The following is a 16890-nucleotide window of genomic DNA, read 5'->3' on the forward strand; positions in this document are numbered from 1 at the left end:
GAAGGTGTTGAACTGATTCCCGCCGAACTGCGTCAGCAACTTGCACACCATCTCGCCGACTATATGTTACCGAGCGCCTTTGTCACGCTTGATGCTTTCCCATTGACGCCTAACGGTAAACTTGACCGTCAGGCACTGCCTGTGCCGGATTTATCCGCCATGATTGTACGTGGCTATGAAGCCCCCATCGGTAAAACCGAAATCGTTCTGGCGCGGATCTGGCAAGAACTACTAGGAGTGGAACGGATCAGCCGTCACGACCATTTCTTTGAACTGGGAGGACATTCGTTGCTCGCTGTCCAGTTTGCCGCGCGTATACGTCAGGAATTGGCACAGGAATTACCGTTGCAGCAACTCTTTGCTCAACCTATCTTGATGGAGCTGGCTCGCTCACTCATCAGTGTTTGTCCAACTTCTCAGAGTGTTATCCCTACGGCTGACCGCAATCAACCACTGCCACTCTCCTTCGCTCAACAGCGTCTATGGTTCCTTGGACAGCTTGATGAAGCAGCCAGCCAGGCTTACCATATTCCAGCTGCACTCCATCTTACCGGTTTGCTTGATCGTCATGCTTTGACCACCGCACTTGATCGGCTGGTCATCCGCCATGAGAGTCTGCGTACCCATTTTGTTCTGATTGAGGGGCAACCTTATCAACACATTGAGCCTGCAAATATCGGCTTTACCTTATCCAGCCAAGACCTGCGCTCGTTAGCGTTAGAAGAACACGCTCATTACATTGCGGAGCTTGCCGCCCTTGAAGCCCGGACGCCGTTTGATTTTGTTCATGGCCCACTAATCCGAGGTCAGTTGTTGCAACTGGCGGATGAAGAGCATGTACTGCTGATCACTCAACATCATATTATCTCCGATGGCTGGTCTGTCGGTGTGTTGATACATGAACTGGGTGCGTTCTACCGTGCCACCCTCAGCGGCCAAGATGAACCATTGCCGCCGCTGCCCATTCAATATGCTGACTATGCTGCCTGGCAGCGCAATTGGTTGCAGGGAACCGTTTTTGCCGAACAACTCGATTTTTGGCGTCATCAACTCCAGGGGGTTCCGACCTTACTGACGCTGCCAACCGACTATCCGCGGCCATCAGTACAAAGCTATGCTGGCGACCGGGTGCCTCTCTGCATTGATGCGGCCTTATTGACATCTCTTAAGACACTGGGGAAACGTCATAACGCCACTTTATTTATGACCTTATTGACGGCTTGGGGTATCGTCCTTGCCCGACTCAGTGGGCAAGAGGATATTGTTATCGGCACGCCAGTCGCTAACCGCCCGTATCATGAACTTGAGAATTTAATCGGTTTCTTCGTCAATACACTCGCTTTACGGGTCACGCTGAGTGATACATCCAATATAGCCAGCCTGCTTGCTCAGGTTCGGGAACGTGCGTTGGCCGCCTATGCTCATCAGGATTTGCCCTTTGAACAGGTGGTAGAAGCACTACAGCCAGAACGCAGCCTCAGCTACAGCCCGATCTTTCAGGTGATGCTGGCTTTAAACAATACGCCGGCTCAAACATTGTCACTGCCCGGCTTGCAACTTTCAGCGGTTGAGCAAGTACGTCACGGTGCTCACTTCGATCTGATGCTGTCACTGACCGAAACAGAAGCAGGGTTAGTGGGTGATCTGGAATATGCCTCCGATTTGTTCGATGCCGCAACCATTGAGCGTATGGTTGGTTATTTAATGAAAGTACTGGCGGCAATGGCAGCGGATGCAACACAAGCAATAGCAACCCTGCCGATGTTGCCGCAAGCAGAACAGCAACAACTATTGGTGGATTTCAACACAACACAAGCAGACTTCCCGCAGAATGTCTTGATTCATCAATTGTTCGAAAAACAGGCAGCGATCAATCCCAATGCAACAGCAGTGATATGCGGAAAGCAATCGCTCAGTTACGACACTCTGAATCGCCGGGCCAATCAACTGGCTCATCATCTGATCACACTGGGCGTTCGCCCGGACGACCGGGTGGCAATGTGTGTCGAACGCAGTCTGGAGATGGTCGTGGGCCTGCTTGCCATCCTGAAAGCCGGCGGTGCTTATGTTCCGCTGGATCCGGCCTATCCGGCTGAGCGACTGACTTATATGCTTGAGGATGCGACTCCCACCGTGTTACTTACCCAAACAACATGGCGCAATACTGTGTCTTATGCCGGGCCAGTCGTGTTAATTGATATACAAAAACTCGATACACTTGAGTTCGATACGCAAGACCCTTGCATGGCAATGCAGCCGGATCACAATCCGGTGGTATCAGGTCTGTCTCCACACCGTTTGGCCTATGTTGTTTACACTTCCGGTTCAACAGGGCTACCCAAAGGCGTGATGAACAGTCACCAGGCCTTGTGTAACCGACTGTTATGGTTCGTCCGCGATATCGTAACAACGCCATTGGTAGCGGCTCTGAAAACCAGCATCAGTTTTGTCGATTCTATAACCGAGACGTTGGGCGTGTTGTTATCCGGTGGCAAACTGGTGGTGTTCAGTGATCATGAGGTGAAAGATCTCAGCCGTTTCGGTGATGGTTTACGCCGTTCTGGCGTTAATTATCTGGTAGTGGTGCCTTCGCTGTTAAAACACTTAATCCAAGGCCATCATGATGAGTTGAAATCCATCAGGACGTTGGTTTGCAGCGGAGAACGGCTAGCGCCTGAACTGGCCCGACAAGTTGTGACAGATTGCCCGTGGCTCCGTCTGTTAAATTTCTATGGTTCATCCGAAGTCAATGGTGATGCTACCTGGTATGAATACAAGGCTCAGGCCGGGATACCGGAAGCATCAGTGATTGGCCGACCTATCGCCAATACCCAGATTTATCTTCTCGACCCTCATGGACAACCTGTCCCTCTCGGCGTGACAGGTGAAATTCATGTTGCTGGTGCTGGTATTGCCCGTGGTTACCTGAACCGTCCTGAACTCACTGCCGAATGCTTCCTGGCCGATCCGTTCTCTTCCGATCCGAATGCCCGCATGTATAAGACCGGTGATCTCGGTCGCTGGTTGCCTGACGGCAATATTGACTATCTCGGCCGTAATGATTTTCAGGTCAAATTGCGCGGCTTCCGTATTGAGCCTGGAGAAATTGAAGCAAAATTGATGCAGTGCCACGGTGTACGCGAGGCGGTAGTGCTGGCTCGCGAAGATGAACCTGAGCAGACACGTCTGGTTGCCTATCTGCGACCTCTGGATGGCATTGAGTTAGTGCCGGCCGAACTGCGTCGGCAATTAGCTCAACACCTCGCCGAATATATGTTGCCTGGTGCCTATATGGTACTAAAAGCGTTTCCGCTGACCCCTAATGGCAAACTCAACCGTCAGGCGTTCCCTGCCCCTGATCAATCAGCCATAGTCACCCGCAGTTATGAAGCTCCCGTTAATGAAATAGAAATGGTTCTGGCGCAGATTTGGCAAAATTTACTGGGACTGGAGCGAGTCGGCCGTCACGATCATTTCTTTGAACTCGGTGGTCATTCTTTGATGATTGTCAATCTTATCGGACAATTGCATGGTTTCGGCTGGCGCCTCGATGTTCGCAGTGTATTTGCAACTCCGGTTCTCACTGAACTGGCACAATCTATCTTGGCACATCAAAATAATGCAGATGCCTTTGTTGTGCCACCTAACCTTATTCCTGAAAACTGTACCGCTATCATTCCTGATATGCTGACATTGGTTTCACTGTCGCAAACTGAAATTGACGCTATTGTCGGTGCAGTCCCCGGTGGCGTAAGTAATATTCAGGATATTTATCCGCTGGCACCGTTGCAGGAAGGTATTCTGTTCCATCATTTGTTACAGACACAAGGCGATGATTATCTATTACAAACGTTGCTCGTTTTCAATACCCGTCAGCGTCTCGATATTTTCCTGTCAGCGTTGCAACAGGTTATCGATCGCCATGATATCCTGCGCACTGCGGTTTATTGGCAAGGGCTGGCACAGCCTGTTCAGGTAGTCTGGCGTCAGGCACCGCTGCATATTAACCGTTTTACGCCTGCTACACCGGATGATGTCCTTACTCAGCTACGTGCCCATACTGATCCTCGTCGATACCGCCTCAACCTGAATCGCGCGCCGTTGTTTAGCGCGGATATTGCCTATGATCCGGTACAGGATGAATGGTTGTTGGCCCTGCGTTTCCACCATTTGGTCAGTGACAACATGACAATGGCACTTATCTTTGCCGAAATTGTGACGTTGTCACAGGGAAATGCCGAATTACTGCCTGCCGCATTACCTTATCGTGATTTCATTGCTCAGACCTTGAGTGTACCAACCTCGGTACATGAGGCTTATTTCTGCAATCAACTTGCCGACGTTAATGAACCAACAGCACCGTTTGGCGTACTCAAAGTACAAGATGACAGTGAACCTGTCATCGAAGCCTTCCTCCCACTCGAACCTACTCTGGCAAAAGCGATTCGGACGCAAGCCCGCCATCTGGGTGTCAGCCCAAGTGTATTGTTCCATGTGGCCTGGGCGTTGGTGCTGGCTCAAACCAGTGGTCAAGATGATGTTGTTTTTGGCTCTGTACTGCTAGGCCGATTACAAGGTGGAGCCGGTGCTGACAGAGTACTGGGCATGTTTATCAATACCCTGCCAATACGCATCTCTTTGGCAGGTCATAGCGTACAAGACATCGTACAAACGACTTATCGTAGTTTAACCATGTTGCTGGAGCACGAGCAGGCACCGTTGACGCTGGCACAACGGTGCAGCGGCGTAATTCAACCGATGCCACTGTTCAGTGCCTTACTCAATTACCGCCATAATCAAACCAGTAGTCAAACCAGCGAAGCTGACACAACCTGGGCGGGTATGCGAGTCATTGACATCGAGCAGCGGACTAACTATCCCGTCACGCTGTCAGTCGATGATCTGGGTGTTGATTTCCGTCTAAGCGCCCAGACCGTAACCAGCATTGACCCAAATAGATTAACCCATTATCTGGCTATCGCCCTTCGTGGTCTGGTGGATGCTCTGACGCTCGACCCGCAGCAGTCAATCCTGCAAGTGCCAATCCTGCCAGAATCAGAGCGGCAGCAGTTGTTAACAGGGTTCAATACCACTCAGGTAGACTTCCCGCAGGATGCACTGATCCACCTGCTTTTTGAAGTTCAGGCAGCGAATCATCCGGAGACTACCGCAGTGGTGTTTGAGGAACAGATTCTCAGTTATGGTGAACTCAACTATCGTGCCAATCAACTGGCTCACTGTTTAATTGCACAGGGAGTGCGACCTGATGATCGGGTAGCGATTTGTGCCGAACGCAGTCTGGAAATGGTGGTGGGCTTGCTCGCTATCCTGAAAGCAGGCGGTGCCTATGTACCGCTCGACCCCACTTACCCTACGGAGCGGCTTAATTATATTCTGACAGATAGCGAACCTGTGTTAGTTCTGACCCAGAATGGTTTACAAAATCACTTACCAGAAACCGATGTTCCGATCTGGATATGGGAAAGCGAAGAATTCCAGAAAAATGTCGCTAATCAACGGCAGGATAACCTGCCTGTTACTGATTTAGGACTCACATCCCGTCATTTGGCTTATGTACTCTATACCTCCGGTTCAACCGGTCTAGCCAAAGGGGTTATGAATGAGCATCGCAGCGTCGTCAACCGTTTGTTATGGGCCAAAGATGAATATCAATTAAATCAGTCTGATCGCATATTGCAGAAGACCCCATTCAGCTTTGATGTTTCCGTATGGGAATTTTTCCTGCCTTTACTCTCCGGTGCTCAACTCATCATGGCACGCCCTAACGGGCATAAAGATCCGCTCTATCTGTTGGAAGAAATTGAGTCTCGTGGTATTACCACTATTCATTTTGTTCCTTCTATGCTGCAAAGTTTTATCCATTTCACGCCAGCCGGTCGCTGCCTCTCTTTACGGCAGATTTTATGTAGTGGAGAAGCATTATCATATTCCCTGCAACAACAATGTATGGCTCATTTTGCTCACTGTGAGCTGCATAATTTATATGGCCCAACTGAAGCCGCTATTGACGTCACATCCTGGCGTTGTACAGCGGATAAATACATCGGATTAGTGCCAATCGGCCATCCTATTGCCAACACGCAAATCTATATTTTGGATAAACACGGCCAGCCCGTTCCTGTTGGTATAGCGGGTGAAATCCATATCGGTGGTGTGGGTGTTGCCCGTGGTTATTTGAATCGTCCTGAACTGACGGCTGAACGTTTTATTTCTGATCCGTTCAGCAATGGTAATTTATTCAATAACAACACTGATGCACGCATGTATAAAACCGGGGATTTAGGGCGCTGGCTGCCCGATGGCAATATCGAATATCTCGGCCGCAATGATTTTCAGGTCAAGCTGCGGGGCTTCCGTATTGAGCTTGGTGAAATCGAGACCAGATTGGCACAATGCCACGGTGTGCGTGAAGCGGTGGTGCTGGCGCGTGAAGACGCTTCTTATCAAAATAACGGGGAACAAAAACGGCTGGTTGCCTACATTCTGCCTTTGAATAGTGTTGAACTGAATCCGGTTGAATTACGTCAACAACTTGCTCAGCATCTCGCTGAATACATGTTGCCCAGTGCATTTGTGATATTGGATGCTTTCCCGCTGACACCGAATGGTAAACTCGACCGCCGGGCACTTCCCGCTCCCGATCAATCCGCTGTTGTAACCCGCGGCTATGAGGCCCCGATAGGTGAAATAGAAACCGTTTTGTCTCAGATTTGGCAGGATTTATTGGGGCTGGAACAAATCGGTCGTTACGATCATTTCTTTGAACTCGGTGGTCACTCGCTGATGATCATCAGCCTGATCGAGCGGTTACGTCGCATCGGCTGGCAACTTGATGTTCGCAGTGTGTTCTCTGTTCCCGTTCTGGCTGATATGGCACAGCTTATCCAGCGTGATACCGCGGTTTTTGTCGTGCCAGCTAACCGAATCCCGGCAAGCTGCTCTGCAATTACACCTGATATGCTTCCTCTGGTTTCACTGTCCCAAACTGATATTGATGCCATTGTCGAGGTTATTCCCGATGGAGCCAGGAATATACAGGATATCTATCCGCTGGTGCCATTGCAGGAGGGAATTTTATTCCATCATTTGCTGGAGCCAAATAGAGATCACTATATTATGTCGTTGCTGTTCAGCGTCGAAAATCAAGAAAAACTTGATGCCTTTGTTAAAGCATTACAGGCTGTCATCGACCGACACGATATCCTGCGTACGTCGATTCACTGGGCGGGATTGCCACAACCCATTCAAGTGGTACATCGACACGCGCAGTTACCGGTGAATATACTGACATTTGATGGTGATAGTGACATAGTTACCAGTATGCAGGCGCGCATGGGATTGTCATACCTGCATATGGATTTATCTCATGCACCGCTTATGCGTTTACAAGTTGCAACTGATCCGCATGCGTCGAAATTATACGTCTTGTTTCAGTTGCATCACCTCATTGACGATAATCTCTCACTCCGATCTTTGCTCGCAGAAACAGCCGCATTCCTGATGGGAAGTGGTCATGATTTACCTCCGTCAGTTCCTTACCGTAATTTTGTTGCTTATGCCTGTCAGGAAGGAAAAACGGAAGAAGCGGAAGCTTTCTTCCGAACGTTCCTGGCAGATATCGATGGGATCACAGCTCCCTTCGGCTTGACGGATATTCAGGAAAATGACGAGTGCCAGACTGGAGCACTAAAAGTCCTTGATGCCGAACTTTCACACGCAATTCGTGATACGGCCCGCCGTTTGGGAACTCACCCTGCGATTCTGTTCCATGCCGCCTGGGCACTTGTCGTTGCACGTACCAGTGGGCGAGACGACGTTCTATTCGGCACGGTTTTATCAGGTCGTATGTCGGGTATAGAGGGTAGTGCGCGTGCTCTGGGTATGTTTATCAATACCCTGCCCTTAAGGTTGAAACTGAAAGGCAACAGTGTTGCGGAATTCATTAACATGACGAGTGACGCCTGTTCCAATCTGCTGCGTTATGAACAGACACCACTATCTCTTGCACAGCGTTGCAGTGGACTTAGTGGAATACCCTTGTTCAGTGCATTGTTAAATTTCCGCCATAGTAGTTTCCAGAATAGCGTCCAGGACAGCAAACGTGATACTCCTAATCTGGCGTTATTGGGTTTAACCAGTTTAGGTGGCTACGAACGTACCAATTATCCATTTGAAATGTCGATTGATGATGATAGTGAATGTTTTATGCTGTCAGCCCAAACCGCGAATGGTATCGATCCAGATAGGATAAATAGCTATCTCACGCAAGCCATGGAACAATTGATATCGGCATTGGTTGAAGCGCCAGATATGCCTGTACTGGCGTTAGATGTATTGCCCGCAACCGAACGGCAGCAATTACTGGTGAATTTTAATGCTACTCAAACAAACTTCCCACAGGATGCACTGATCCACCAATTATTCGAGGTTCAGGCTGCACAGTGCCCCGATATTACAGCAGTGGTATACGCAGACCAGTCACTCAGTTATGGCGAACTGAACTGCCGTGCTAATCGTCTGGCTCACCATCTGATTACATTGGGTGTACGCCCGGATGATCGGATAGCGATTTGTGTTGAACGCAGTTTGGATATGGTGGTGGGATTACTCGGTATCCTCAAGGCAGGCGGAGCCTATGTACCACTTGATCCGGCCTATCCGACTGAACGACTGGCATATATGTTGGAAGATGCCACTCCCGTGGCTTTGCTGACCCAGACAATGCTGGTGGACAAACTTGCCAGCTCAGTCCCCACGGTGTTGCTCGATACTCAACAACCCCTTTTTGGAGCACTACCTGACAATAACCCAGATGCGCAAATTTTGGGGCTGACATCACATCATTTGGCCTATGTGATCTATACCTCCGGCTCTACCGGTCTACCCAAAGGCGTGGCGATCACCCACCGTAATACAGTCAATTTCCTCACTTGGGCGCAACGGACTTTTAGCCCGGAAGAGTTAGCGCATACACTGTTTGCCACTTCGTTGAATTTTGATCTGGCGGTGTACGAATGCTTTGCTCCGCTTATTTCTGGTGGCACGGTTCATCTTGTTTCTGATGTGCTGTCACTGGTCACAACTGAACATCCCGTCAGCCTGATCAACACGGTGCCTTCCGCCATTTCACACTTGCTTGAAGTCAATGCAATACCCATGTCTGTCAAAACCATCAATTTAGCCGGTGAAGCATTGAAACCACACGTTGTTGAGCATTTGTTTGCCCGCTCTTCTGTGCAGGATATATGTAATTTATATGGACCATCTGAGACAACAACTTATTCGACCTGGACACGTATGAACAGGTCGGAAGGTTTTGCTAACCATATCGGTCGCCCGATCGCCAATACGCAAATTTATCTCCTCGATTCGTGGGGACAACCTGTCCCTCTTGGCGTGGTCGGTGAAATCCATATTGCCGGAACCGGCGTAGCACGTGGTTACCTGAATCGCCCTGAATTGACAGCCGAACGTTTCCTGCCTGATCCGTTCACTTCTGAGCCAGACGCCCGCATGTTCAAAACCGGCGACCTCGGCCGCTGGTTGCCTGATGGTCATATTGAATATCTCGGCCGCAATGATTTTCAGGTTAAATTGCGTGGCTTCCGTATCGAACTCGGCGAAATCGAAGCGCGATTGATGCAATGCCGCGGCGTAAGCGAAGCGGTGGTACTGGCGCGTGAAGACGCTTCTCATCAAAAAAACGGGGAACAAAAACATCTGGTTGCCTACATTCTGCCTCTGCACGGTGTTGCGTTAGACCCGGCTGAACTACGCCAGCAGCTTGCTCAACATCTCGCTGAATATATGTTACCCAGTGCCTTTATCGTGCTTGAGGCATTCCCGCTGACACCTAACGGCAAACTCGACCGTCAGGCACTCCCCGCCCCTGACGCATCTGCTGTAGTGGCACGCGCTTATGCAGCTCCGCTTGGTAAGATAGAGATGACGTTGGCGCAAATTTGGCAAAATTTGTTGGGATTGGAAAAAGTCAGCCGTTACGACCATTTCTTTGAACTTGGCGGTCATTCACTGCTTGCTATACAGATGTTGAACCATATGCGGGAACAAGATATGGAAGTTCCATTAGTCGTCTTGCTTGCTCATCCGATATTGTATGATCTGGCTTTGGCCATTAGTAAGCATGTTGACTTGCCAACCTCGCCGTTCGATGCCAATCCTGTGCCGCTCAGACCCGCAGGAGATTTGTCCCCGTTGTTCCTGATACACGAAACGTCCGGCGACCCATTGGTCTATTCACCACTGGCGTCCTTACTGCCGCCCGGACTTCCTGTTTATGCACTACAGGCTCTTGGTATCCACATGCTTGAGCATCCCCCGGAATCACTTGAAGCGCTCGCGGCCTGCCATATTCAGGCAATCCGTCGTGTTCAACCACAAGGCCCCTATCGCCTTGCGGGGTGGTCTATTGGTGGCTTGATCGCTTATGAAATGGCTCATCAACTAATAAACGACGGTGAGGCAGTAGAATATCTCGCTATGATCGATTCTTATAACAATGCTAATACCAATAAAAATAAGCATGAACGACAAAACTCGCCTGTTCATGCTGTCGATACAGAGACGAAGCGTATTGAGCTACTTATTGACTCACTGCGTACTCAGGTGGACGTTAATGATGAACAGATATTAAAAGAATTAGAAAAACTCCAGCAGCTCAGTAACCTGGAACAGGTTCTTGATTGCTGCATTGAACAACAATGGTTACCTGTCGGTATCACACGTGATGATATTCTCCTTCGTCTGTACGCCTCCGAGATCACGGTACAACTTGGTCAGGACTATCTTGCACCAAAATCGTCCCTGCCTATTCATCTCTATACCGCAGATGAAACTATTAACGAGGATATCTGGCTCGGTTGGTTTGGTGTTGTCGGTCTTGATTCCATACGCCACTCTATCGGTGGAACGCATTTCTCTATTATGCACCCTCCTTTCCTGAACCAGATAGCGGACTCAATCAGCGACCACTTGCAGGCTGTACCGATTTACGATCCGCGTGTTACGATTCAACGAGGCTCTCAGTCAGTACCACCGCTATTCTGTATACCCGGCGCAGGTGCCAGTTCTTCCAGTTTGCTTGAGCTGGCGCTGTCATTCCCAGCGCAACTTCCGGTATACGCTTTGCAGGCTCGCGGATTAACTGACGAACACAACTGCCCTCATACAAGTGTAGAAGGCGCTGCTCGTGCCTATATCCAGTACATCCGCCAAACTCAGCCTCATGGTCCTTATCATCTGTTGGGTCATTCTTTTGGTGGCTGGATTGCTTTCGAAATAGCCTTGCAACTGCAAGCGGCAGGAGAACGAGTATCTGATCTGATTCTTATTGATACCGATGAACCTAATCCGCCAGGAAATATTCCCAAGCCGGTTAACCGAGTCGGGACGATAATGGAACTGATCGATATCTACAATATGATGTTGAGCCAACCTCTGCCCCTCACAGAGCAAGATTTTGCTGATCTGGCTCCAAATGAACAGATTAAGTATCTGCTTCGTGCTTTGGTGAATGTCGGTCTCCTCCCGGCCAAAACACCAACGTCACTGTTACAAGGGGTCATCCGCGTGATGCAAGCTAATCTGAACACATGCTATACCCCTCGCACTTGCTATGAGGGGCTTGTTCATCTGATCAGTGCAGAGAAAGGCAATATAGAGGAAACAAAAAACCGTGAAGCTATGTGGAGTACTTACGTAACTCAACTAAACCCTGTGCTTGTACCCGGCAATCATATGACCATGCTATCTATGCCCCAGACTAAACACTGGGTAGCTCAGTTATGGCAGAAGCTGGAATACATGCAAAAAACAAATTTCGGCAGGATAAATAAGTAGAGAATGACCCAAATTCTGAGGAGGCAATTAGCCTCCTCAGAATTAATGATTACTTATAATTGATAGTGAAAGTGGCCGTGGCATTAACGCTACCGGCAGAAACACGATCATGGGTTTGGTAATACTTCGCCATATATGACAATGTTTCCGAAGAATTTATCGTGCCAAGATCCTGCGGTTGATTAAATATCACAGGCTTACCTCCGCTATCTAAAATCTGGATGCCGATCCCTGTTGCTGATGAGGTTGAATCAGCATTTATCACTCCATTTGTATCAGTTTTTCCCGGCTCCCAGATAATACTCGCGTTCGGGGATCCCTTGCATTGCACGTTAATATCGAAAGAACGTCCACCAACGGTATTACCTCTGTTTTTAAATTGACTAACTAATACAGTTCCCATCGGAACATTAACAACTGGCGTGGTTATTTTACAAGTTCTTGCTGTGACGTTAAAAGCCGGAATGATATATTCGTATAAAATCTCTTCGGTTTTATTTCTCTTCTCATCTTGACGAGCCATCATTATTTTTATCTCATTGACTTTTCCGGATTGAACACTATCATCAATCTCTATATAAAATTTACTCTCAAATGTCTTTTCTTTGCCGATCCCTCTAACACTGCCCTGTCTCATTTCCGCATGCTCCAAATCATTAGGTTTGAGGCTCCATTTAAATCTGACACCGGAGAGACTGGTATTATAAAAGTTATTTTTGTGGTAATTCTTTATTCCATTGATATCTTTGACGTATATATTCTGATTGTATTTACTACATTTTACCCCATTCCCATTACTGAAGATGGTTTTCCTATACGGAAAAGATGTTTCATTATAGTCAACAGAAATATCGCCAAATGTGATTATCTGAGTGTCATTATTAGCCGTACATACTGCTGCGGTAACCCGCGTTGAATAACTCCCCGCGACAATGATAATTAATAATGCCAATAAAAAGTTATTAGCTTTAATCTGAAAGCGATTATTACGTTCAACATTAAACATGATAAATTCCTTTTAACTGCGGCAGTCCGCGGTCAGGCGTAATACGCCTGATTTTTCGGGCAGCACTGATAAATCTGTTTTTGCATGACATTGTTGATCTTCATTTTTTCCCCATTGTACTTTTATTTCTGCCTGCTCTGGGACAGCATTCAAATACAGTTCACCGTCATCACCAACAATCCCGCTACTGTCACTGTTTATTAACGCTGCGCTGGCACCAAAAGGTACGGGTTTGCCGTTGTGGCGTAATGTTACTAATATCCTGTGCCCCTGACGGACGCGAAAATCGGCAGCAATCACGGCACCGCGAGTCGGTACAATGTGTTGCACAGCGTTGTCAAGATCAATACCATCAGCCAGCATTTCAGTATCCAGGGCAACCCGGTTGTAGGCATAAGGTTCGACCGACGGGATTACGGCATAGCCACGTTTATCCGTTTTAATTCCACTGTGATTTAAAATCTTTGTTTCTGCTGCACCAGCCGCTTTAACCAGTACCACGGTCTCACCCAATGATTGAGAAAACGTAATGCCGTCTTGATGGGCAACGAGACCACCAGACAGCCCGTAGTTAAGCGATTGGCTATTATCACTGTAGCTGTAACCCAGATTCACACGGCCAAAAGAATGGCTATATCCCAACGAAGCACCGCCGCTCGCCCCTTCCATATTATGGCTGTGCTCCCCGTGGATACTATAGGACAAGGCATGATCGTCCAATGCACTGCCACTTATCGCCAGTTGTTGACTTCCCTGACTGCGGCCGTTTCTGCTGATGCTGTAAGTTGCCCATCCATTAGGTAGCCACTTATCCAATGGAATAGAGACGTTAAACGATGCCTGTATATCCTTACTCTTAATGGATTCATGATTGGCATTGTAGGAAAGGTTCAATCCATAACTGATCCCGGCAAGGTTAATGTTATAACCCGCAGATAATGATCGGTTGGTGCCTTGTTTTCCCCAGTAATCTTGCTGATAGGCAGATACATAAAGATTGCCAAAATCCCCCATCCCCTGGTTCAGGGTTAGCTCCAATTGGCTTCGCTTATTTTGTGCACGGCTGGCGTCTTTTCTGACTGAGTATTCATTTGCCTCTGCAAATGAATAGTATTCCGGTGTGGAATAACGATAACCGGAGAAAGTCAGGGATGTCCCCGTCGCCTCAATACTTTTCGTATATCGAATTCGATACGATTGCCCTCGTTTACGTTCATTCTCCGGCAATCTGGCATCTGCCAGTGTCATATCCAGAGAAATTGCACCAAAATTACCTAGTCCAACCCCCAGTCCCGCGTTAAACGCCCTATAGTTTTCTGCTACCTGCATACCAGATAGCAAACTTAACCGATTGGAGAACCCATAAATAAATGCTGCTTCGCTAAAATAAGGTTTATAAGTGTTGGCATTGGAATAACGGTAGCGCCCCAGGGTAACCTGATATTTTAACTGCCCTTCTCGCTGCATCATTGGCACTGATGAAAATGGTTGCACAAATTTACGTTGCCGCCCGTCCTTTTCGGTGATCGTGACATCCAAATCACCGGAGCCGGAGGTTGAATAAAGATCCGTAATAACAAAAGGCCCCGGCGGAAAATAGCTTTCGTAGATGACGTAATTATTTTGGCGAATCGTTACGCGCGCGTTGGTTTGAGCAATACCACGAATAATTGGCGCAAAGCCACGTTGGCTGCCGGGCAACATTAAGCTATCGGATGTCATAGAAGCACCGATGAACGGCACGCTTTCAAATATATCTCCGTCAGTAAAAGTTTCGCCAAGAATGAGTTGACTTTTTAGTCCATGAATGTCCCGTTGGATGTAACTGTTAATGGATGAAAAACGACTCTTACCTTTACTGGTTCCAGGATCATTTTTTCCAGAATCATAGTCATAAACGGATTGATTCCTTACCCGCCACGGTCCGATATTTATCCCGCTGTGTAAATTTAAAAAATAACTCTGGTTTTTTGTATTCTTACTATAATTCTCTGACCCACTAAAATTATAGCTCATTAAAAATGCTGACTCTCCTTGTTGCCATAAATGTGATGCCACAGTATCTCTGGCTTGATTATCCAATGCCGCTTGCGGAATACTGATATCCAGACGTTGCTCATAGAAATCAAATGAAGCCGATGCCTGTGGAATATACTCGCTAATATCATCAATAATTTGTTCAGGCGAGAGTGTCATCAGCGCAGGAAAAACCGAGATTTTTACGCCAAACTGTTTTAAATTATCGACCGTTAGCTGTGGCGACAGTTTGCCGTTTTCCAGTTTAATAAAATTAACTTGTTTTGTTTCTTTCTCTTTGCCGTTAAGAAATATATTCACCTGATATTGACCCGGTAATTGGCTGCCGGGGGATGAAAATGTGCTTAAATCAATTACCGATTGAGTATCATTTAATTCCAATGCTGATAATCGAAAATAATCCTTTGCCATGACGGGTAATGATAACAACACAGAAAAACATAGAATAAAGACCGAAAGCAAACATGTTGGCATGACTGTGCTGCTATTTGTTTTATATTTAATAAATATGATTTTTTGTCCCCAATATTCTTTGTTATCTTTCATCTTCTTTTTAAGGCAAGTTTTTAATTATCTCTTTGCTGACACCACCATAACTGTTAATACTATTCCAGCTAACTAAGCCGGGTGATTCAGATGGCAGAACGAAATGTGCAACACCCTGTGGCGCGATCATGTCAGTCCCCGTCAGGGTTTTCCCGGCTACTTTGAGCTGCCCGATGGTTACGTAATAATTACTGGGGTTTCTGACCTCAAGTTGGTGACCCATGCGACGAAATGTCAGCGTCTTATAAGCTTCTTCGGCATCACCTTCAATGCCTTCAGGCCGATAAAATAATTTGATTCGGGTTTTCACCGTAATCAATAAAGTATTCTGTTCGTTTTCTTGTATGGAAGGAATAGATTTCACATTCAGGTAAAAAACCGATTCCCTATCCTCAGGTAAGTTACCGCCGGTACGGACAATACGAAGTATACTTTCTTTGCCCGCATCCAAACGGAATAGCGGTGGTGTCACAATGAACGGCGCTTTTTCTCCCTTTGAATCAGTACTGATAAAAGACTGAATTAAATAAGGCCGGCTTTCATCAGAATTTTTCACTGAAATTGAAGTTTCTTTTTTATTACCTTTATAAATAACGCGGGTTCCACCCACGGTTACACCTGCCCAGGATGGCAATACAAAAAATAATGAGCATATAAGTGCTATTTTTTTCGTTAGCATATACGATGTAAATATTCTTTTTATTTTATCTTTCATTATTACATGACTATTTATGATGTTAATAGGTCAAGGCCGCAGCCATAAAAATGCCTCTGCGGCCAGGAAATAAATATTTATAAATGATTTTTATTTGTAATTTATTTCGAAATTAAGTGTGGCATTGGCCGTTCCGGCTTTAGCGGTTTGTCCATTAGATACATAAGCCGCTTGTAAAAGTATTTCCTTACTAGCTGTATCGATATCAATATCATCTAATTTGTGAGAACCAGAAGTAAAATCCATCTGGGTACCTTTGGAGTCATAAACACTGATGCCAATCCCTTCTGCACCCGACGAGTCTATTGCTAATAGCCTAGGATTATGGGCATCCTTAGTCCCAGATAATGTGATCCCCATTTTTGAAAAAGGTGTAGTAACAGGGCACCCAGTTAATTTGATTTTAAAATCCTTTTTGCTACCCGTAACTTCACCTCCTGAAGAGCCAGGAATATCGCTTTTGAGATATGTCCCCATGTTCACAATCTTGTCAGAATCACTGCCAACAGAGCAGGTTGATTCTACAATGTTCCCCTGAAATTTTACTGTCCCTGTTGTTGGCAGAAGTGCTGCATAAGAAATATTGCTTACTGAAATCAGCATTACAGCAATAAAAGATGATGCTAAAGTTTTTTTCATTTACATATCCATAAAAATCATAATATACAACTAGTTGTTATGTATAACACAAAATAATAAAGCGTTA

The 16890-nt window shown here is 46.9% G+C and carries 5 protein-coding genes (1 of these 5 only partly in view); 1 reads left to right on the forward strand and 4 read right to left on the reverse strand.

What is annotated here, in order from left to right:
- Nucleotides 1-11880, forward strand: the end of a protein-coding gene (locus Xind_RS07305; protein WP_187649758.1) for a non-ribosomal peptide synthetase. 12786 nt of this gene lie to the left of the window's left edge; 11880 of the gene's 24666 nt are visible here — the last part of the coding sequence; its start codon lies off the left edge, out of view; the stop codon is at nucleotides 11878-11880.
- A gap of 49 nt (nucleotides 11881-11929) precedes the next feature.
- Here Xind_RS07305 and Xind_RS07310 read toward each other — a convergent pair whose 3' ends face one another.
- The 4 genes from Xind_RS07310 to Xind_RS07325 form a co-directional block, all read right to left on the reverse strand.
- Nucleotides 11930-12886: a fimbrial protein gene (locus Xind_RS07310; RefSeq protein WP_052189618.1), complete on the reverse strand. Its 957-nt coding sequence runs from the start codon at nucleotides 12884-12886 to the stop codon at nucleotides 11930-11932.
- 12 nt (nucleotides 12887-12898) lie between these two features.
- A complete protein-coding gene (locus tag Xind_RS07315; protein WP_187649759.1) occupies nucleotides 12899-15397 on the reverse strand; it encodes a fimbria/pilus outer membrane usher protein in 2499 nt (832 codons plus the stop codon).
- Between the two features lie 79 nt (nucleotides 15398-15476).
- Nucleotides 15477-16079, reverse strand: a complete 603-nt coding sequence (locus Xind_RS07320; protein WP_338114338.1) for a fimbrial biogenesis chaperone — start codon at nucleotides 16077-16079, stop codon at nucleotides 15477-15479.
- 195 nt (nucleotides 16080-16274) lie between these two features.
- Nucleotides 16275-16823, reverse strand: coding sequence for a fimbrial protein (locus Xind_RS07325; RefSeq protein WP_187649761.1), 549 nt, complete (start codon nucleotides 16821-16823; stop codon nucleotides 16275-16277).
- Nucleotides 16824-16890 lie beyond the last annotated feature (67 nt).

Origin of the sequence: Xenorhabdus indica, from assembly GCF_014467235.1 — a bacterium.
Classification (GTDB): domain Bacteria; phylum Pseudomonadota; class Gammaproteobacteria; order Enterobacterales; family Enterobacteriaceae; genus Xenorhabdus; species Xenorhabdus indica.

Bases quoted from the DNA above. Each gene is read 5' to 3' on its own strand.
- Xind_RS07315 (WP_187649759.1), bottom strand. From the start codon at position 15,397: ATGCCAACATGTTTGCTTTCGGTCTTTATTCTATGTTTTTCTGTGTTG.
- Xind_RS07325 (WP_187649761.1), bottom strand. From the start codon at position 16,823: ATGAAAAAAACTTTAGCATCATCTTTTATTGCTGTAATGCTGATTTCA.
- Xind_RS07310 (WP_052189618.1), bottom strand. From the start codon at position 12,886: ATGTTTAATGTTGAACGTAATAATCGCTTTCAGATTAAAGCTAATAAC.